This is a genomic window from Sinomicrobium kalidii (assembly GCF_021183825.1).
GTDB classification, from domain to species: Bacteria; Bacteroidota; Bacteroidia; order Flavobacteriales; family Flavobacteriaceae; genus Sinomicrobium; species Sinomicrobium kalidii.
The window spans coordinates 274,586-295,836 of the sequence record NZ_CP089211.1 but is presented as its reverse complement, the minus strand read 5'-3'; the positions used below and the strand labels follow the sequence as shown (position 1 = coordinate 295,836).

11 protein-coding genes and 1 pseudogene are annotated in these 21,251 nt (G+C 45.0%); 8 read left to right on the top strand and 4 right to left on the bottom strand.

Annotated features, from left to right (window positions below; translation table 11 throughout):
- The first annotated feature begins 89 nt into the window (after positions 1–89).
- Entirely contained in the window at positions 90–2,222 is a 2,133-nt protein-coding gene (locus LS482_RS01110; protein WP_233029896.1) for a thioredoxin domain-containing protein, read from the top strand.
- 497 nt (positions 2,223–2,719) lie between these two features.
- Here LS482_RS01110 and LS482_RS01105 read toward each other — a convergent pair whose 3' ends face one another.
- Entirely contained in the window at positions 2,720–3,301 is a 582-nt protein-coding gene (locus LS482_RS01105; protein WP_233029895.1) for an RNA polymerase sigma factor, read from the bottom strand.
- Between the two features lie 129 nt (positions 3,302–3,430).
- Here LS482_RS01105 and LS482_RS01100 point away from each other — a divergent pair, with 129 nt between their 5' ends.
- The 6 genes from LS482_RS01100 (at position 3,431) to LS482_RS01075 (ending at position 15,343) form a co-directional block, all read left to right on the top strand.
- Positions 3,431–4,600, top strand: coding sequence for a FecR family protein (locus tag LS482_RS01100; protein ID WP_233029894.1), 1,170 nt, complete (start codon positions 3,431–3,433; stop codon positions 4,598–4,600).
- Between the two features lie 97 nt (positions 4,601–4,697).
- Positions 4,698–8,132, top strand: coding sequence for a SusC/RagA family TonB-linked outer membrane protein (locus LS482_RS01095; protein WP_233029893.1), 3,435 nt, complete (start codon positions 4,698–4,700; stop codon positions 8,130–8,132).
- A gap of 11 nt (positions 8,133–8,143) precedes the next feature.
- The gene (locus tag LS482_RS01090) at positions 8,144–10,201 is read left to right on the top strand and encodes a RagB/SusD family nutrient uptake outer membrane protein (protein ID WP_233029892.1); all 2,058 of its coding nucleotides are present in this window, start codon (positions 8,144–8,146) and stop codon (positions 10,199–10,201) included.
- A 16-nt stretch (positions 10,202–10,217) separates the two neighbouring features.
- Entirely contained in the window at positions 10,218–11,204 is a 987-nt protein-coding gene (locus tag LS482_RS01085; protein ID WP_233029891.1) for a DUF4973 domain-containing protein, read from the top strand.
- A gap of 73 nt (positions 11,205–11,277) precedes the next feature.
- On the top strand, positions 11,278–12,789 hold the full coding sequence (locus LS482_RS01080) for an IPT/TIG domain-containing protein (RefSeq protein ID WP_233029890.1): 1,512 nt from the start codon (positions 11,278–11,280) through the stop codon (positions 12,787–12,789).
- 106 nt (positions 12,790–12,895) lie between these two features.
- On the top strand, positions 12,896–15,343 hold the full coding sequence (locus LS482_RS01075) for a glutaminase family protein (RefSeq protein WP_233029889.1): 2,448 nt from the start codon (positions 12,896–12,898) through the stop codon (positions 15,341–15,343).
- 570 nt (positions 15,344–15,913) lie between these two features.
- Here LS482_RS01075 and LS482_RS01070 read toward each other — a convergent pair.
- A pseudogene (locus LS482_RS01070) lies at positions 15,914–16,252 on the bottom strand (ATP-binding protein); the annotation flags it as partial.
- Positions 16,253–16,504: 252 nt separating this feature from the next.
- Between LS482_RS01070 and LS482_RS01065 the strand changes: the two are divergent.
- On the top strand, positions 16,505–17,494 hold the full coding sequence (locus tag LS482_RS01065; RefSeq protein ID WP_233029888.1) for a phosphatidylinositol-specific phospholipase C: 990 nt from the start codon (positions 16,505–16,507) through the stop codon (positions 17,492–17,494).
- A 214-nt stretch (positions 17,495–17,708) separates the two neighbouring features.
- Here LS482_RS01065 and LS482_RS01060 read toward each other — a convergent pair whose 3' ends face one another.
- Together LS482_RS01060 and LS482_RS01055 are read right to left on the bottom strand one after the other, a co-directional pair.
- The gene (locus tag LS482_RS01060) at positions 17,709–19,517 is read right to left on the bottom strand and encodes an alkaline phosphatase (protein WP_233029887.1); all 1,809 of its coding nucleotides are present in this window, start codon (positions 19,515–19,517) and stop codon (positions 17,709–17,711) included.
- Positions 19,518–19,594: 77 nt separating this feature from the next.
- The gene (locus tag LS482_RS01055) at positions 19,595–21,175 is read right to left on the bottom strand and encodes a RagB/SusD family nutrient uptake outer membrane protein (protein ID WP_233029886.1); all 1,581 of its coding nucleotides are present in this window, start codon (positions 21,173–21,175) and stop codon (positions 19,595–19,597) included.
- Between the last annotated feature and the right edge of the window lie 76 nt (positions 21,176–21,251).

Genomic DNA, 21,251 nt, shown 5'->3' with positions numbered 1-21,251 from the left:
TTCAGAAACTACTTATAATCTTTATACAGGTTATGGGGTAACCCGGGGAAATAACCTTTATTAGTGTTCCGTTAACTTAAAAAGAGATTATGATACTGAAAAAAGGACTTTGTTTGGGAGTGTGTATACCGTTCCTGGTACTGTCCGGTTGTGCCCAAAACAAAAAGGATGCCCGACACATTAATGACCAGACAGTGCAGGATAGTGTAAAATTCAACAGTCTTATAAATGCCAAAAGCCCGTATTTACAGCAGCATGCAGACAATCCGGTAGACTGGTACGAATGGGGGGACGAAGCACTTCAAAGGGCAAAAAAGGAAAACAAACCACTTCTTATCAGTATCGGTTACGCGGCTTGTCACTGGTGTCATGTCATGGAACACGAATCGTTTATGGACAGTACGGTAGCAAAGATCATGAACGAGAACTTTGTTGCCATAAAGATCGACCGGGAAGAACGCCCGGACATTGACCAGGTTTATATGAATGCCGCCCATCTGCTCACCGGAAGCGGAGGGTGGCCCCTTAATGCCTTTGCCTTACCGGATGGAAAACCGTTCTATGCCGGCACCTATTTCCCAAAAACGCAATGGAAGCAACTGTTAAAACAAATATCGAATGTTTATAAAAACGACTATGAAAAAGTAGCAGCACAGGCCGAGTCACTTACCTGGGGTATCCGCGCACAGGAGGTTGTTACCGTTCCGGGCCATACTAACCCGGATTTCACAAAAGAGGCTTATAACAAGCTATTTGCCGGATGGAGTTCCATGATCGATTACAACAAGGGCGGTTATGCAAAAGCACCCAAATTTCCGTTACCGGTGGGCTGGGAGTTCTTGTTACAATATCATTACCTTACAAAAGACAAGAAAGCCCTGGAAGCAGTCAGTACCACGCTCGATGAAATGGCCAAAGGGGGGATATACGATCAGATAGGCGGGGGTTTTGCCCGGTATTCCACAGACGCCAAGTGGTTTGCCCCGCATTTTGAGAAAATGCTGTACGACAATGGGCAGCTCGTCAGTCTTTATGCCCATGCCTATAAGGTGACCAAAGAAGAAAAATATGCCGAAGTAATCCGGGAAACCCTGGATTTTATAAAACGGGACATGACGAATGCCGACGGAGGGTTTTATTCCTCCCTCAATGCCGACAGTGAAGGCGAAGAAGGAAAATTTTATGTCTGGACCAAAAAGGAAATAGAAAAAGTGCAGGATAGTAAAACAGCAGACCTGATCACCGCTTTTTTCCAGGTGAAAGAATCCGGGAATTGGGAAGGGGATAAAAATATTCTGTACCGGAACGAAAGCGAAGAAGCATTTGCCGGCAAAAACAACCTTTCCGTAAAGGAATGGAAAAAAATACTTCTCGGAGCCAAAGCCCGGCTTCTGGAAGAACGCGGCAAACGTATCCGCCCATCTACGGACGACAAGATACTCACCGGTTGGAATGCCCTGATGCTAAAGGGGTATGTTGATGCCTATCTCGCTTTGGGAGATGAAAAATACTTAAACACGGCCATAAAAAATGCCCGTTTCCTGGAGAAAAACATGATAAGGAAGAATGGCCGGCTATGGAGAAACTACAAAGACGGCGAAGCCGGAATAGATGCCTTTCTGGATGATTATGCCCTCCTGGCCGATGCATATATCGTGCTCTACCAGGCCACCTTTGATGTACACTGGTTAAACCTTGCCCGGAAAATCACGGAATATGCGGTAGAAAATTTCAAGGACGAACAAAGCGGAATGTTCTATTATACTTCAGACATAGCCGAAAACCTGGTGGCCCGGAAAATGGAGCTTACGGATAATGTAATTCCGGCATCCAATTCCGTTATGGCCCATGTGTTGTATCGCTTAGGGGAATATTTCTATGATCGGGACTATATCCAAATAAGTAAAACCATGCTGAGCCATGTCACGGAAGATATTCCGAAAGGAGGGCCGTACTATGCGAATTGGGGGATGCTGATGGGATTGATGTCTTATCAACCTTATGAAGTAGCTATTATGGGAAGTGATGCAAAAATTAAGAACGTAGACCTTCAAAAGGAATACCTGCCTACGGCATTTTTTATGGGAGGTACCGAAGAAAACCTGCCGCTGCTGGAAAACAAAGGGGTTGAAGGGGAGACAATGATCTATGTGTGCAGGGATAAAGTATGCCGGTTGCCTGTAACAGGAACAGAAAAGGCATTGAATCAAATCCAAAGATGATATTTAAGGCTTATTAAATTATTTTGTATATCTCTTCATAGGGATTTTAACAGGCGTTTTGATTTTTTGTCGTTTGGTGATAATCCAGTCATTTCCATATCCTAAAATTTTTAAAACGGGTAACAGGCTACGAATGCAAGAGTGAAATTCCTTAAAAACAGATATACTTTTTACGATTTCAGAATGAGAAGTAAAATCAAGAAGTTACAGAAAGATGCCTGATTACAATAGTGAAGGACAATTGAGAATGTTATATTTCTTATTAGTTCTTGATTTAAGAAATCCTATTAGATTTAATCTTTTCCTAGACTTTGAAAATTTAGTTTCAAATACTAAGTCGAAAATCACGGGAAAGAATATTCCAATAGAATTAATCGCATCTTTTAAAAGATTACAAGGCGGACGGGGTAAGTACCTGGTGAAAAATAGCTGAAGTACAGTTGCTAAGTTTAGCTAGGGCATGGCGGGAAAAGGGGTATTCTGCCAGGCGTTGTACCTCAGTCTGCATCTTCTTTAAAAAGCAGGAAAAGAACACTCTTTATTTTATCTCCCAACCGTTCCCGCAAAATGGCATAAGCCTTGGTCAGATGTCCTTCAACCGTTTTTAAGGAAAGGTTGAGGTATTCGGCAATTTCAATATTGGTTAATCCCTCCTTTTTGCTGAGTATAAACACCTTAGCGCATTTATCGGGCAGTGCTGAAATTCCCTGGGAAACAATCGCCATTTTTCTTTCAATAAGGTTAACGTCATTGTTGTTCACAACCGATCCGATGGCTTCTATATATACTTTTTCGAGATTCGTTATGCGCTGATTTTTTTTATAATGATTAACAAATTCATTATAGCTGCTTTTATACAGAAAATTTTGTATTGAATAATCCGGGTTAAGCCGGCTTCTGTATTCCCAGAGTCTCAGAAATACATTCTGGACCATATCCTCGGCCACGACATGATCATGGGTCAGTGCCAACAGGTATGTAAATAATCTTCTGTGGTACGACTTTACGAGGTACGCATAAGCTGACTCTTCTCCGTTTCTGAGGCTTTCTATAAGGTCAAAGTTGTCTTTATACGTCATATTACTATAGCCAAAAAAACTACAATACTTCAAATATCATAAAAAAATAACACAAAAATTAAAAAAAACACATCTATAGAGCAAGGGTATTACATATCTGAATTGTATTTTATTATAAAGACCCCTTTAATGATGACCGAGAGCATTGAAAAAACAATTATCAGGTATATTACTCGTTCGGCAACCGCAGATGACCTGGACTTGCTTTCCGAATGGATAAAAGAACCTTTGAATCGAAAGGAATTTGAAGCCTTTATCAAGGATCATTATTCCATTGTATACAGTATTAATGATCCGGATACGGATAGCGCTGTACACAGACTTTTAGCCGCGATTAAAAAGAGAAAAAAACGGTCTTATCGCAGAAGACTCCGCCGCATTACCTATTATGCAGCGGCCGTTTTCATTATTGGAATACTGACCGGTTCCTATGTGTTCAGAGATTATTTGTTCACCCCGAATTTATCCACTTCGTTTACACATGGTATAAAGGCCGGAACGGACAGGGCTGTATTAACGCTTGCCGACGGAACGGAAGTATTACTGGAAAAAGAAGAGGTGATTCAGACAGGTAATTTCGGGAGTAACGGAACTAAAATTGAATATTTCAGCAATCGGGAGGATGTTTCGGATACTTCCGGGATATCTTATCATTATCTGACTGTTCCCAGGGGCGGGAAATTCAGGATAAAGCTATCAGACGGCACCAAGGTATGGCTCAATTCCGACAGCCGTTTAAAATACCCGACGGATTTTAAAAAAAGGGATTCACGCCGGGTGGAGCTCTTATACGGAGAAGCCTACTTCGACGTATCCCCGGCTGCGGAACACGGGGGGGCGGATTTCAGGGTTTACAATAACGGTCAGGAAGTTCAGGTGCTGGGCACCGAATTCAATATCAAGGCTTATAAAGACGAAAGTAATATCTATACTACCCTGGTGGAAGGCAGGGTAAAGGTAAAGTACCGGGACAAAAAACAAACACTGATTCCCAGTCAGCAAACCATATACGATCTAAAAAACAATATTATCCATACAAAAACGGTAGATACCTATAATGAAACCTCCTGGAAAGAGGGGATTTTTAGTTTCGACAATAAACCTCTCGGTGAAATTATGAAAGTACTGTCCCGCTGGTATGATATAGAAGTTGAATTTTCGAATGAAACTACCCCAAAAGAAGAATTTATAGGCGTACTAAGTAAAAACCAGGATATTGAGAAAATACTATTGCAGATAAAAAATTCCGGAATGATAAATGATTACGAGATCGACAACAGGAAAGTGATCCTAAAATAAAAAGAGAGCGAAGTCAAACATTTGGCGATGGACTCAACTTCGTCTCTCTCAAGTATAATGATCAGCCAATAATGACTAACAAATACCAAGCAAATTTATGAAAATTAAACTAACCAACCCGCATTATCCGTTTGGCAAACGGTTGCTGCTACTTATGAAAACATTAATCTTTTTACTTTGCACCACTGTATTCGGTTTTTCATCAAAAGCATCGTTTTCCCAGGAAAAAATAGTCATAGCATACGATCAGACAGCCAGTATTGACGATGTTTTCCATATGATCAGGCAACAGACAGACTACAGGTTTATTTATTCAAAAAAACTTTTCAGGAACGCTCCCGGAATCCGTCTTAAAAAAGGAGAAATAAAGACTTACGTGTTGCTAAAACGAATTAGCAAAAAAACTGATGTGCATATCGAGATCGGCGGCGATCGTACCATTATCATTAAAAAAAAGAGTGAAATTACAGATTCCGGCCCGGAACTGACACCGGGATTACAACAGCTGGAAATAAGCGGTCATGTCTCTGTTGCCGGGGACAATTCCCCTTTGCCTGGTGCGAATATTGTGGAAAAAGGGACGAAAAACGGTGTTGTAACCGATTTTGACGGGAACTTTTCCATGAAAGTTACGGATGAGGATGCCATACTGGTCATTTCCTACATAGGTTATGCTACACAGGAAATCCCGGTAAAGGGAAAAACAGCATTTGAAATTGTTATGGAAGAAGATGCCGCCAGTCTGGATGAAGTGGTTGTCGTGGGCTTTGGCGAGCAGAAAAAAATATCGCTTACAGGCGCGGTCTCTACGGTGGATGTAGACGACATGAAATCAAACCCCACGTCGAGCTTGTCAAATGCCCTGGCCGGGAATGTGCCGGGCATCATGGCCATGATGCAATCGGGCCAGCCGGGAAAGAACATCTCCGAATTCTGGATCCGCGGAATATCCACTTTCGGCGGAGGTACCAATCCTCTTGTGCTGGTAGATAACATCGAGCGCGACCTCAATGAACTGAATATTGAAGATATCAAATCGATCACTGTCTTAAAAGATGCTGCGGAAACGGCCATGTACGGTTCCAGGGGAGCAAATGGCGTGATACTGATTACTACCAAAAGAGGAAGTGCCGGCAAAATAAAAGTTAATTTCAAGGATGAATTCATTTACAATACCCGGACCATTACACCTGACTTCGTAGACGGCGTAACCTATGCCAACCTGTTAAATGAATCGCGTATTACCCGCAACGAAGCCCCGATTTATCAGCCGGAAGAACTGGAAATTTTGCGCCTGGGCCTGGATCCCGATTTATATCCGAATGTCGACTGGAAAGAACTGCTGCTGAGAGACGGGGCCATGACGTACCGTGCCAATTTGAATATGAGCGGTGGCGGGCCAACTTCGCGGTATTATGTCTCGGGTAGTTATATAAACGAAGGCGGAATGTACGAGGTCGATGAATCGCTGAAGAAGGATTATAATACCAATGCCAATTACAGACGCTGGAACTACCGCCTCAATGCAGATTTCAATATCACCAAAACAACAGTGGCAAAAGTTGGCGTTGCCGGTTCTCTGAGCAAAAGGAACAGCCCAGGACTGGGCGATGTTGATTTCTGGGGTTCACTGTTTGGCTATTCCCCCATCCGTACGCCTGTTCTTTACTCCAACGGCTATGTGCCGGCGGTGGGAACAGGCAATCAGACCAATCCCTGGGTAATGGCAACCCAAACGGGGTTTAACGAAAACTGGGTGAATAAGGTACAGACCAACATTACTATTGAACAGGATTTAGGCTTCATTACAGAAGGCCTCCGTGTCAGGGGAATAGTAGGCTATGATACCCAGAATACGAGCAATATACAACGCCGTAAGTGGCCCGAACAATGGAAAGCTGCCCGCGCACGTGATGTAAACGGGGACCTGGTGTTTACCCATATTTCTGATCCGAGTGAAATGCAACAGTCCAGCAGTTCAACGGGCAACAGGCTCGAATTTTATGATTTGATGGTCAATTATAACCGCAGTATCGGTAATCATAATATTGGCGGGGCAATGCGATTTACCCGTGATGCATTTGTACAAACAGTCGATCTTGGTGAGGATATCAAAAATGGTATCGCCAGGCGAAATCAGGCCCTGGCCGGACGGCTGATCTATAACTGGAAATACCGCTATTTTATCAACCTCAATTTCGGCTATACCGGTTCGGAGAACTTCGCCCCCGGAGAGCAGTATGGCTTCTTTCCCGCCATCTCATTTGCCTGGAATCTGGCTGAAGAGCAGTTTATGAAAGATCATGCGGGCTGGCTGAAATTGTTCAAGATCCGGTATTCTTACGGAAAAGCGGGGAACGATCAGTTAATGGGAGGAGAGCGTTTTCCTTATCTGTACACGATTTCAGAGATTCTTGATGACGAGGGAGATCCTGCCGGCGGGTATCAGTGGGCAGACTATGGTTTTGACAGGTATTTCGGAGGAATGCGGTATTCACAGGTAGCTTCGTCTAATGTGACCTGGGAGGTCGCGACAAAACAAAACCTGGGTTTTGATATAGAAACTAATCACATTACGGCAAATCTGGATTTCTTCGAGGAGAAACGTACGGGAATTTACATGGAAAGGGAGTTTCTGCCCGCTATGGTCGGATTGGAAAGTACACCAAGAGCTAACGTGGGTATTGTAAAATCACGTGGTTTCGACGGACGTTTCCAATATCATCGGCAAATCGGAGAGGTAAGCCTGACCATGAGAAGCAATATTACCTATAGCAAAAACGAAATCATAGAAAGGGATGAAGAGAACAATGTCTATGCTTATCAGAATGAAGAAGGCTTTCGGGTAGGCCAGTCCAGGGGCCTCGTGGCTTTGGGCCTGTTTAAAGATTACGACGATATCCGCAATAGTCCTACCCAGACGTTTGGAGTTTACCAACCCGGAGATATTAAATATAAAGATATCAACGGTGATGGGGTTATCGATGATGGAGATCGTGTAGCGATCGGGGCCACCAACCGCCCCAATTTGATCTACGGATTAGGGGCATCCTTCAATTGGCGGGGATTCAGCCTCGGGGTGCATTTTCAGGGAGCCGGTAAATCTACTTTTTCCACCTATGGAAAAACCGTATATGCATTTAGCGAAGGAGAGTGGGGGCAGGTGATGAAAGGCGTAATGGGAGACAACCGCTGGATCTCCGCTGATATTTCGGGAGATCCGTCTACAGAAGATCCCAATGCTTCCTATCCGCGATTAAGCTATGGTGAAAACCCGAATAACTTCAGGGAATCGACCTTCTGGCTGCGGGACGGCCGGTACCTTCGTCTTAAGACGGTAGATATTGGCTATAATCTGCCAAAAAGCATCGCTAAGCGAATAAGAGCCGAAAATATCCGGATTTATGTGGTCGGAACCAATCTGGTAACCTGGTCGAAGTTTAAACTCTGGGACCCGGAACTGGCCACGCCCAGGGGAGAAGATTATCCCCCTGCCAAATCCTTTACACTGGGAATTAGTGTTAATCTGTAAACCGAAAAACGATGAATAAAAAAATAGTATATACTGTGCTGTCGCTTGTGTGTGCCACAGGCCTGATCTCTTCCTGCAGCAAAGATTACCTCGATTCCGACCAGTATTTCAAAGATCGCCTCACGGAAGAAAAGGTGTTTCAAAGTAAAGTCTATTCGGAAGAATGGCTTGCCAACGTATTTGAGGAACTGAGAGGTATCAATACCGATGTGGCGAGCAAGGGGGTAACACCCCATAATTTTGCCGATGATATGTACTACGGCGACAGGGATAGTGATTACGACCCGTCAAAGAACGAACTTTCCTATAATATGTTCAGAATGGGGCAATATACCGAAAGTGACAAGCAGGGCACCTGGACGCAGTGCTACCGTGGCATCCGGAATGCATCCACCTTTATTCACAATATCTACATGAACACGGAGATGTCGGCAGAAGAAATCAAAGACTACAGGGGGCAGGCCCGGTTTGCAAGAGCTTACCTGTACTGGCTGTTATTGCGTAAATACGGTCCCATTCCCTTATTGCCAGATGAGGGATTGGATTACACCGAAAGTTACGATGATCTGGCGGTTCCGCGCAGCACCTATGAAGATTGCGCGGAGTTTATCAGCAGTGAAATGCTGCTCGCTGCACAGGAAATGGAGGCATTAGGTATGGTCCGTGGTCAGGATGGCTCCGCCCGGCCTTCTGTCGGAGCGGCCCTGGCTACCCGTGCCAAGGTATTGATCTATGTGGCCAGTCCGCTGGCGAACGGAAATACCTCGGCTTTTGCCGGGCAACTGACCGACGATCAAGGAACCCCCCTGCTTTCTGCAGATTATCAGGAGGAGAAATGGGCAAAAGCCGCTGCCGCAGCCCGGGATGTGATCGAACTGGGCCTGTACGGGTTGTACACGGTACCCCTCCAGGAAACAGGCGAGGATGCCACGGTTATTCCCCCCGACGATCATAATTTTTCTGGAAAAGCATGGCCGGGAGGCTGGGCAGATATTGATCCGGCCAAATCATATGCCCGGGTGTTTGACGGCACCTTACCCGCCTCTGGAAACCCGGAACTGATTTTTACCAGGGGCAATAACCAGGACGGAGAAAGCATCAGGGCCATGGTAGCCCATCAGCTACCGCGGTCCGCTACCGGCTGGAATACCCACGGGTTGACACAAAAGCTGGTGGATGCTTACTATATGAACGATGGCACGGACGTACCCGGTAAAGATAAGGAAATCGGCCGCGGGAATGGCTCCGAACGCGTAAGCGGTTACGTTACCGAGGAGGATTATGAAGCCGGCCGGTACAGGCCGCTGAGGCCAGGTGTTTCGTTGCAGTACGCCAACCGCGAACCCCGGTTTTATGCCTCTGTGGCTTTCAACGGCAGTTTCTGGTCATTGTTGAATGAATCCCAGGAACGCGACCGTAACCAACAGGTATTCTACTACCGCGATAACCCTAAAGGGAACGGTTTCAATTCATCCAATGCCTATTGGCTGCGAACGGGCTTCGGGGTAAAGAAATATGTTCATCCGAATGATACTTATGAGGGCGGGGATATCGGGAATATTGTGTTTAAACCCGAGCCCGCTATCCGCTATGCAGATATATTGCTTATGTATGCGGAAGCATTGAATGAATTGGACGGGTCGTACAACATTCCGGCATGGAATGGCGGAAGTTACAACATTGCGCGCAACATCGCCGAGATACAAAGAGGTATTCATCCCGTGCGCATTCGTGCCGGTGTACCCGATTATCCGGCCAGTGTTTACAGTGACAAGGGAGAGTTAAGAAAGAGGTTGAAGCGCGAACGTTTTATTGAACTTCTGGCAGAAGGGCAGCGCTATTACGACCTGCGCCGGTGGATGGATGCTCCCGTAGAAGAGTCATTGCCTATATATGGCTGTAATGTCCTTATGAACGAGGATGAACGCGATCTTTTTCATCAACCCATAGCCGTATGGGCACTCGAAACCACCTTTGCGGATAAGATGTGGTTCTGGCCCATTAGCCATACCGAGCTCAAGCGGAACAATCGCCTTACACAGAATCCGGGATGGACTTATAACGATTAATAAAACACACATCATCATGAATAAACCATTTAGTATACCGTTCCTTCTGCTCACGTTGGTCATCATTTGCGGCTCATGTAATGATGAGTGGACCGAAGAGCAATTTGAAAATTATATATCATTCAAGGCGCCCGTAACAAGCGAAGGGGTGAGCAATATCTATATTCGTTATAAAGGGGATGAGAAAACGACCTTCCAGCAACCCTTGATCGTCAGCGGGTCCCGGACAAACGCTCAAGACAGAACGGTGCATGTCGCCGTAGATTCCGATACACTGGATGTACTGAATTACGAGCACTTCCAGAACCGCGAAGATTTTTATTATCGGGAGTTAGATAGTAAATATTATACGATCCCTTCCACCGTAGACATCAAAGCTGGTGAGAATACTTCGTTAATACCCATCGATTTTACATTAAAGGATATCGATATGACAGATAAGTGGGTACTCCCCTTAACTATCGAAGATGATCCGTCTTATGATTATGTGGCAAATCCACGGAAACACTATCGGAAAGCGCTTTTGCGCATTCATCCTTTCAACGACTATTCGGGGACCTATAGCGGTACTGCACTGAAGACGGCAATGGAAGGTTATGAAGACGAGACACCTATTGTAAAAGCGGATATCCGGGCTTATGTGGTGGATGAAAACACCGTCTTCTTCTATGCGGGAAATATAGATGAGGACCGTCAGGACCGTCGCAACTATAAAGTTTACGCGACTTTTGACGATACCGGTGCAGTTACCTTCCATGCCGATAATCCCGACATGAAGTTCCAGGTAAATAAAGATGCAAGTTATACCATTACCGAGCAAATGGATGAAATCCGCCCTTATCTTTTGCACCGGTATTTAACCATTAATAATATCGATTATCAATTTTCAGATTATACCATGGTGCCCAATGTGGATATCAATTATAAAGTTTCGGGTTCGTTGATCCTGGAACGTCAATTAAATACCCAGATCCCTGATGAAGACCAGCAAATAGAATGGTAATGATGGAAGTAACTATACGGTTGAAAACGGGAAATAAACCCGGTAAGTATTGTGAATTTAAAATCTAAAAACTATGCGTTTAAACATCATATACAATAAGAAGAGGCTACGGGCTCTTTATTTGATACTGGCTTTTATAAGTATGGGCTTTTACGGTTGTCAAAGTGACGACCGGGAAGAGGAAATACATTCGCCTTTTGATCCTTCGAACCCCGTTGAGATATCCGGTTTTACCCCCGGTTCGGGTGGTGCGGGGCAGCGTCTTGTGATCTACGGACAGAACTTTGGAACAGATCCCGGTATCGTATCGGTTTTTATCGGGGGAAAAGAGGCCAAAGTAATCAGCGTAAACGGTGAGTCGCTTTATTGCCTGGTGCCGAGGCAGGCATTCGATGGAGACATTGAAGTGCGTGTAGGGCGAGGGGACAGGCAGGTCATCGCTTATTCGGACAAGCACTTTGAATATCAACGCAAGATGGTGGTATCCACCCTGATCGGATACAAAAATGACCGGGGTGATGAGCCCTGGAAGGACGGGAAATTCAAGTCTGACGACCAGAATGAGATGGCGAGTGGGTTCTGGGAACCCTCTTTCATGAAGTTTGATCCGCTCAACCCAAAGCATCTATGGGTAACATTCGACTTTAACAACGGCCTTTACCTGATCGATTTCGAAGATAGTACCATAACCAAAAAACGCTCGGATTTTGACCGGCCCAGGAGTATTGATTTTACGAATGACGGCCAGTATATGATCATCGCAGAAGACCGCGGTGGTGAAAATGACCGCGCCACTTACCGGTTATCGCGCGACAAGGACTGGCAGGACAGGGAAATCCTGACGAGATACAGGCAATGTAACGGCGCATCAGTTCATCCGGTGAACGGAGAATTGTATTTCAACAGTTATGAGAAGGGGCAGTTTTTCCGTTTTGATCTGAATAAATATTTCAGCGAAGGGCTTGGAGACAAGGATTATGAAACCTTGTTTGTGGTTCACGACCCGCAATGGGAATATAAGATCTTTATACATCCGTCCGGAAACTACGCCTATATTATGGTCATTAACCAGCATTACATCCTCCGTGTCGATTATAACTGGGAAAAGGAACAATTTAATCAACCCTATCTGGTATGTGGTCAACTTAAAAGTCCCGGGTATCAGGATGGGGTTGGCTCTGATGTTCGCATGAGAAATCCCTACCAGGGCGTATTCGTAAAAAATGACGACTACGTTGAAGCAGGTAAGCCCGACGAATATGACTTTTATTTTACAGACCAGTACAACCATGCCATTCGAAAACTGACTCCCGAAGGCAGTGTAACCACATTTGCCGGAAGGGGAAGCTCAAGTATCAACCCGGATCCGTATGGTTATGTAAACGGTGACCTGAGGGAAGAAGCCCGGTTCGACAGGCCATCCGGAATTGCTTACAATGAGGAAGAGGGGGCCTTTTACATCGGAGACCAGATGAATCACCGTATTCGTAAAATAGCTCTCGAGGAAATGGATGACACACCCGATAAGGAACAGGGTACGGAAGCAGGGGACAGGCCCTTTTCTCTTTCACATCCTGAAGAGTAATAATTATAAAAGTACGAATTGCTGCTTCCCGGAGAAAAACACGGTCTGGCTTATCCGGTTCCGGGACCTGTCTATGTAATTTATTAATCGCTATAAAACACCTAAAATGAAGAAACTGTCAGCATTTTTGATTTTTCTGGCTTTTGCCATGACCACAACGGCTCAGCAACGGCAGGCCCCGGCCTATCCCCTGGTTACACACGACCCCTATTTCAGTATCTGGTCGGTGACCGACGGGATCAACGCATCGCCTACACAACACTGGACCGGTACGGAGCAGTCGTTACTCGGGCTTATAAAGGTAAACGGGAAAACCTATCGTTTCCTGGGAAAGGAAAGTGTAAGTTATAAAGATGTCGTACCACCGGCAGACAGCAGGAACTATAAGGCGAGAAGTACAGAAACTGATCCCGGACAGGGCTGGGAACAGCCCGGGTATGACGATAGTTCCTGGACATTGTCGGCGGCACCTTTCGGGGATAACGAACGGGCGGGGACGTCCTGGAAGAGCGATGACCTGTGGTACAGGAGAACCTTCGACATGCCCGGAAAAAACAAAGGGGAAGTCTTTCTTAAGCTCCGGCACGACGATAACATTAAGGTGTATATTAACGGAATACAGATCTATGAGTGCGAATGCTGGAATGAAGAATACAAATATTATGAGATCCCTGAAAATGTCCTCGGTTTGCTGAAGAAAAAGGACAATGTACTGGCAATCCATGTACGTAATACCGCAGGGGGGCAATGGCTCGATGCGGGGCTGGTGGAAAGCGTGGAACCCGAAGAAAAAGCCCTTGCCGCAAGGCAGACCGGGCTCAACCTTTCGGCTACACAAACGGAGTATACGCTGGAATGCGGACCGGTAGACGTGAAACTCACTTTTACGTCTCCTTTATTGATGGATGACCTCGACCTGTTTGCACGACCGGTTTCTTATATCTCGATTAAGGCTGCATCCGGAGATGACAAAGAGCACAAGGTACAGGTGTACTTCGGGGCTGCCTCAAGTCTGGCATCGAACCTGCCTGTACAGGAAATGACTTCGGAACGATCTTCTACAGAAAACCTTTCATATCTCAGGACGGGTACGACAGCGCAGCCCGTACTTGAGAAAAAGGGGGATAACCTGCGGATAGACTGGGGGTATTTGTATGTGGCTGCTGCCAAAGATGCCCGGACCACACAGTATGTTACTGCGGCTACCGGAGCTTCCGAAAACTTTATTTCCGGACGTTTCGGGAAAAAGATCGGGATCAGGGGCAGACAGTTGATGCTGAATACAGTGTTCCCGGAAGAAAAACTACAGGAGGAAAAGGAATACCTGGTTATGCTCGGATATGACGACCTGTATTCCATTCAATATTTCGGTGAAAATCTCCGTCCCTGGTGGAATAAGGATGGTAAGAACACCATACAGAATGAATTGGAGGAAGCCTTTGTACAGTATGATGAGATCATCCGGAAATGTGAGGATTTTGACCGTACCTTAAGAGAGGAGGCTGTGGCTGCCGGAGGAGAAAAGTATGCCGGAATATGTGAGATAGGATACCGGCAGAGCATCGCCGCCCATAAGCTTGTGGAAAGTCCGCAGGGAGAACTGTTGTTCCTTTCCAAAGAAAATTTCAGCAACGGATGTATCAATACGGTGGATGTGACGTATCCGTCAGCGCCCCTGTACCTGAGGTATAATCCCGAACTGCTGGAAGGGATGCTTTCAGGCATATTTTATTATTCCGAGAGTGGCAGGTATAAGGAGCCTTTTCCCGCACACGATATAGGAACGTACCCATTGGCCAACGGGGTAGTATACGGCGAACCTATGCCGGTTGAAGAGTCCGGGAACATGATTATCCTCACTGCTGCCATTGCTTATGCCAACGGTAATGCCGATTATGCGAAAAAGCACTGGGCATCCCTGACTACCTGGGCCAATTACCTTTCGGAAAAGGGATTTGATCCCGGAAACCAGTTGTGCACTGACGATTTTGCCGGGCACCTGGCACGAAATGCCAACCTTTCGGTAAAGGCCATTGTAGCATTGGGAAGTTACGGTTACCTGGCCGATATGCTGGGCGACAGGAAAACAGCGGAAAAGTATACCGGGATGGCAAAAGACATGGCACTTAAATGGAAAAAGCTGGCCGATGCGGGAGATCACTATGCGCTTACTTTTGACGATAAGAATACGTGGAGCCAGAAATACAACCTGGTGTGGGACAAGATCATGCATTTCGGTATTTTCCCTGAGGAGATTTATGAAACCGAAATTGCTTATTATCTGAAAAAACAGAATGCATACGGACTTCCGCTGGACAACCGGTCGGATTATACCAAATCGGACTGGATACTGTGGACGGCCACCCTCGCAGATTCAAAGGAGACATTCCGTACCCTGACCGATCCTGTGCACCGTTTTGCGACCGAGACCGGAAACAGGGTTCCCATGAGCGACTGGCATTTTACTTCCAGCGGGGACGTAAGAGGTTTCCAGGCCCGGAGTGTGGTGGGAGGATATTTTATCAATATGCTCGGAGAGCGCTGGAAGAAATAATACGGAGAAAATACTACCGATCCCGGCCAGTAAATACGATAATGGCATAAGCCTTTTTGCCCGAAATCAGTATTTTTTGCAGAAGTAAGAAAATGAACCATGCCAGACGGCCGGGATTTACGCTCGATCTGATATTTGAAATGCTCCGGGGTAGGTTCGATGAAGAATTCTTCGCCGAACCTGATGATATAAATGAAAAATTGTTGAATTTGGCAGGGTCTTAGATTGGGTAAGGCTACACTTGAAGAATAAAATTTATGAGATGTTACTCCAAAAAAATAAATTAATTGATTAAACTGAGTTGGTAATATGGGGTAAAGCAGGTGGAAGAATTTGCATCTTAATGCCAATTATAATCATTATAAGAGCAATGATCAAGAGCACTATTAAAAGTACATTTTTCATCTTTTCTATTTTTATGTCAGTGATGATACGGTATAATAGATTCGTCGTATCAAAATGATTTCCTGACATGTTGTTGGAAAGAACGGACAAAGTGAGCCACCTAAAACGGATAAAAGTGAGCAGTGTAAATGAAGTGTTTAAAATCGATTCATTCTTGGTGTAAAGTTAGCTTTTATTTCTTAGTTTCTTCCGCATGGATTCTCCCTTTATATCAATCCGGTGGGCGGTATGTACCAGGCGATCTAAAATAGCGTCCGCAATAGTCTGTTTCCCGATAGTTTGATGCCAGGCCTCTATAGGGAGCTGAGAAGCCATAATCGTGGAGCGTTTTCCGTGTCTGTCTTCTATGATTTCCATCAACATTTGCCTATTGATATGATCTAAGCCTTTTAGTCCAAAATCGTCAAGGATCAGTACATCCTGTCTTTCCAGTTTGTTGATCTGTTTGATATAAGACCCGTTGGCCTTTGAGGTTTTGAGCATGGTAAAGAGTTTATTGGCATTTAAAGGGGGACCTTATGTACCGGTCATAACTGGAAAATCCGGGTTATCTCTGGGCATAAACCGGATGTAGATTTATAACCAAGCCGGGTGGCAATTGCTTTGTAGGGCATTGCGGACAGGTATAGAAATTCTTTAGCTTTATTCATAATATAGAGGTAATAAATACATAACAGAACTTTACCTGTAAAAGATTACATTGCCATAAAATTTTATTACTTAACGAACATTTTATTACGATTAAAAAAATTGAACATGACCTGCTTAAAACAAAACCTATGGCTGGCTATTATGGCCGTGATTACACTTTTTTCCTGTACTCAGGAGGACGAATTACCTTCAGGCACTCTAAAAGACGGGGAAGTAAACCCGGAAGAGTTTTCTTATATTACAGCCTTTAATGAAGAAGACGTAGTAAACTGGATGTCTTATTTACCAGATGCTGTTTCTTTGAACAGTCTTACTATTCCCGGAACACACGATAGCGGATCCCGGCACGAACCCGTTAGCGGAACGGCCAAGACCCAGTCGCTTTCCATTTCTGAACAATTACAGGCAGGGGTCCGCTTCCTGGATATCCGTTGCCGGCATTACCAGGACGCCTTTGTTATCCATCACGGTTCCATATACCAACATCTGAATTTCGATGATGTGCTGAATGCGTGCAGGCAATTCCTGCAGCATCATCCGGACGAAACGATTATCATGAGTGTTAAGGAAGAATATAATGCCGAAGGTAATACGATGTCCTTTCCCGAAGAGTTCAACACTTACGTACAGCAGGATAGTGCGCTCTGGCACCTGGACCCGGGTATCCCCACATTGGGAGAAGCCAGGGGGAAAATAGTATTGTTCAGAAGATTCGGCGCCAGTGAGAATATAGGGATGAACGCCAGCCATAGCTGGGCGGACCAGGCTACTTTTACCATCAGCAATGGCAATTATTCGCTACGCGTACAGGACGAATATGTAGTGAGTAGTAATACGGCCAAATTCGATAAAGTAGTCCAGGTTATGGAAGAGGCTTTTGAGGCGGGGACGGCAGATAATACTCTTTATGTCAGCTTTGCCAGCGGTTATAAGCAAATATTATGGGCCATACCCAATATACCGGGAGTATCGGATGAAATAAACCCTATGCTGAACAGCTATTTCTCTACGGCGGACAAAGGACGTTACGGAATAATCCCGGTAGATTTTGTTACGGCGGAACTGGCTGCAAATATGGTGAAGTCTAACTTTTAGTCCATTGGGAAAAGTTTAAATAAATCTGTAAAAACACTGGTTCCCCCCTAAAAATCAATATCTTTCGGCATTTGGTGTGAACAAAAACAAGATCGCCCAATGTATAAAAGGGCGATCTGATTTTATTGATAAGCAGTGGGATGATTATGAGGGAATAGCATTTTTTAAAGCAAAAAGGACGGAATCTTGTGGCGGAAAAAGTATGCTATTGCTTTTATCTGCGTTCATTCAGCTGAAGTAACGTTATAATTTTGTGAAAAATATCAGTGTTTTTGTATACGCCGTTAAAAGCATCGGAATGAGGGCCGTATGCAAATACGGGGACCATAACACCTGTGTGATCATGGGTAGTGAAATCGCCCTCGATAAAAGATGTCGCAATATTTCCTTGCGGTATGCTAAAACCGGAGGTCTCATGATCTGCAGTGATAATAACCAAAGTGTTTTTATGGGTGTCGGCAAAGCGGATGGCTTCGGTGACTGCTTTGTCAAAATCGATCCCCTCGGTAATGATCATATCGGTATTGTTGGCATGTCCGCCCCAGTCTATCTGAGCACCTTCGACCATGAGAAAGAAAGGCTTTTTCTTGTCGTTTAAGTATTCCAGTCCGTATTTGGTGGCTTGTGCCAGATCATCTTTTCTTCCTTTTAAAACAGAAGGAACTCCACCGGGAGCCATAAACCAGCATACCTTGTCTGCTGTGGAAGAGGCGATGTCCTGTACCTGGTTTACTACTGTAAATTTCGATTGTTTTACGATAGCTTCAAAATCGGTCTTACCACCGCCGACAAGAAGGGAGATTTTACTGTTGAGCAGGTCGCGGGCTATGCGTTCGGAATACGAACGTTCTTTTTGATGCGCATAGAATGCGGAAGGTGTAGCCCCTACAATCCGGTCGGTGGTTATAATTCCGGAAGCAAAATTGTGTTTATCCAGGAACTCGGTAATATTCTCTAAAGGCTTCCCCTCAGTATCCGTTCCTATAGTCCGGTTGTTGGTCTTTTCTCCGGTAGCCAAGGCTGTTCCGGCAGCAGCGGAATCTGTGGTGAAGTCGTCTGCGGACTGCGTTTTCATCAAACCGATGCTCTTCAATTGGGTGATGGAGGAAGTGTTGTTGTTAGCAAAAATGGTTGCGGAGAGCTGTGTTAGTCCGAAGCCATCGCCGATAAGCAATATCACATTTTGAATTTCTCCATCCGTTCTGTCGCTTTCAAAACCCGGTGTGTAAGGAACCGAATAATCGGTATTGGTAAAAGTACGTTCCTTTAAACTTCCGAGGTATTCGGAAGAAGCTGCAGGTTGGTCTGTGTTGATATAATCTACTCCCAGTTCAGCAAAGGCTTTCCAGGCAGATTTGGTATCCGGGGCTCCCCAAAAGCGGAAGGGTTTACCACCGGCATGTGCTTTTTCAATAACAGATACTACGCTTTCTTTATCTTCTGCGGTGAGCCTTCCCAGTCCGTTCCACACGGAATAATCTGCAAAGTTAACACTGACCAGGGCTACTTTGTCCCAGTTAGCGGCCGGATGATTATCGACATCTTGCCAGTCGAACAAAATATACCCGGGGTAATCGCTATAGTTTTCGGGAGCCGGACGATTTCCGGATATTACAAAACTGATTTTAGGATTGGAAGTGAGTTCCGGATATTTCTTCAACACCTTTACGATTTCTTTTAACGTACTTTTCGCCTCAGATTTAAGGTCGATGAGCAATTGGATATCGTCAGTGATTTTTCCGGATTTTGCTTCTCTTAAAAGTGGTTCCAGATAAAGGGATTGTATAGTGCTGTGCTCTACGATCTCACTTTCCGTATGGGTGACGTAAAGTGTGTTGTTTTTTAAAAAAATATCTACTTCGATAGACGTTAAGCCGTTGGCATAGGCGTTCCAGAAAGGCGATTTCTGCTCATAGTCGTTGTGGGAGTGGATGCTAAAAGAGTCGTAGTGCTGTGCGTCTATTATATTTACAGAAAATAGACAGATGGCCGCAATGATCCATCGGATTGTTAATTTCAACATTTATAGCTATTTAAAAAATGAAGGGTGTAAGTAATTAAAACACCCTTCATCGCGTTAAAAAATTATTGTCTGTCTTGTTACCAACCTGTATTGGGCGTAATTCCTGATGACTGAATTACGGTATTAGGTATAGGCCATACATTCATATAAGACGGATCAAAATTTCGTGCGGGCCATACTACTTCCAAAGTGTAATCGGAAAAAGGATCGGAACGGTCCGTGTGAATTCTTCCGTATAGAGGTTGGCTGTATACTTCCCGGGCATCTCCCCAACGCACCAGGTCGAAATGACGATTGGCAAATTCTCCGGCCAGTTCTACGCGGCGTTCATGCTTCAAATCTTCCATAGTAGCTCCGGAAACGGGAGGAAGCCCGGCGCGATCTCTCACCTGGTTTAAAGGAGCATCTCCGTTATTCCCCAGCATGATCAACGCTTCGGATTTCATCAACAGAACTTCTGCATATCGCATGAGGGGAACGTTGTACGTAGTAGAAGGGAAATCACCATTGGTGTTGATGTAGCTTCCCACGGGATTGGAGAAACCGTATTCCACCATGTATTTGTTGAACTGGAATCCGGAAAGTGAGTTTTCCGACTGAAAATGGCGGGTTTCACCAAAGTATTCGAATTCGTCGCCGTACTTTAAGATGGTCACTTCACGCCTGGGATCTCCTTCTTCAAATTCCTGGTACAGACTTTCTGTAGGTTGGTAATATCCCCAACCGTTATAGCTACCCCAGCCTTTGTTTTCCAGCATACAGCCCGGAAGTATGCTTCCCGCATTGTTGGTTACACTGGAGTTTACAGACCAGATGTACTCCGAAGCCCAGTTGCTTTCGGCGCTGTGTAAGGTGCGGAAATCCCGGTCCGGATTACCGGTATCTATAAGCGCTCTTCCGGAACCGGAATTGGTCACAGCATCGCAAGCAGTTATTACATCGGCATATTTGGAACTGTCGTATTGTGCCCAGTACAGATAGGTTTTCGCCATATAGGCATAGGCTGCATCTTTGTGGGGGCGACCGTAATTTTCGCTTTCCATGTCGGTAAACAGTGGCAGGAGATCGGCAGCGTTTTCCAAATCAGCTATAATCTGCTGATAATTTTCAATAACACTCTCTGGTCGGGTAAAAGTACCCGCTTCCTGTGTAACGTTTTCTTCGGTAACTATGGGGATACCACCATTGGGACCATTGTCGCCATACGTATGCGCAAGCCAGAAATAGTAGAATGCCCTCATAAAGTAAGCTTCTCCCAACAAACGGTTTTTTATATTTTCGTCCATATCAATTTCCGGAACATTCATCAGTACTTCATTGGCACGCCGGATAACGCTATATCCGTTCGGATATAAACTATTCATGTAGCTTTCATCTCCGCTTGGATTAAAGTTTTTAATGTTGTCCGGCCCTGCTTTAACACGGCCCGTAATCATATCGTCTGAAGCGTTGATGTACCAGAAATATCCCCGGCCGAAGTCGTCCGGTAAGTATCGATACATACTGTTTACGGCCTCTGTAGCATCTTGTTCATTGCTCCAGAAAGTTTCGTAAGAAGCACTTCCTTTGGGAGTTAAGTCCGTAAAGTCGTCAGAACAGCTGTAGGAAGCTAAACCGATGATTCCGGCAGTTATGATCTTTATAATTGATTTTTTCATCTGTTCTTTTTTAATTGTTTTACATAGATCATCCCGATGATCCCGATCCCGATAGTTATCGGGATTATCGGGATCG

Coding starts and splice junctions, on each gene's coding strand:
- LS482_RS01060 (WP_233029887.1), bottom strand. CDS start 19,517: ATGTTGAAATTAACAATCCGATGGATCATTGCGGCCATCTGTCTATTT.
- LS482_RS01085 (WP_233029891.1), top strand. CDS start 10,218: ATGAATAAACCATTTAGTATACCGTTCCTTCTGCTCACGTTGGTCATC.
- LS482_RS01080 (WP_233029890.1), top strand. CDS start 11,278: ATGCGTTTAAACATCATATACAATAAGAAGAGGCTACGGGCTCTTTAT.
- LS482_RS01105 (WP_233029895.1), bottom strand. CDS start 3,301: ATGACGTATAAAGACAACTTTGACCTTATAGAAAGCCTCAGAAACGGA.
- LS482_RS01110 (WP_233029896.1), top strand. CDS start 90: ATGATACTGAAAAAAGGACTTTGTTTGGGAGTGTGTATACCGTTCCTG.
- LS482_RS01075 (WP_233029889.1), top strand. CDS start 12,896: ATGAAGAAACTGTCAGCATTTTTGATTTTTCTGGCTTTTGCCATGACC.
- LS482_RS01055 (WP_233029886.1), bottom strand. CDS start 21,175: ATGAAAAAATCAATTATAAAGATCATAACTGCCGGAATCATCGGTTTA.
- LS482_RS01100 (WP_233029894.1), top strand. CDS start 3,431: ATGATGACCGAGAGCATTGAAAAAACAATTATCAGGTATATTACTCGT.
- LS482_RS01065 (WP_233029888.1), top strand. CDS start 16,505: ATGACCTGCTTAAAACAAAACCTATGGCTGGCTATTATGGCCGTGATT.
- LS482_RS01090 (WP_233029892.1), top strand. CDS start 8,144: ATGAATAAAAAAATAGTATATACTGTGCTGTCGCTTGTGTGTGCCACA.
- LS482_RS01095 (WP_233029893.1), top strand. CDS start 4,698: ATGAAAATTAAACTAACCAACCCGCATTATCCGTTTGGCAAACGGTTG.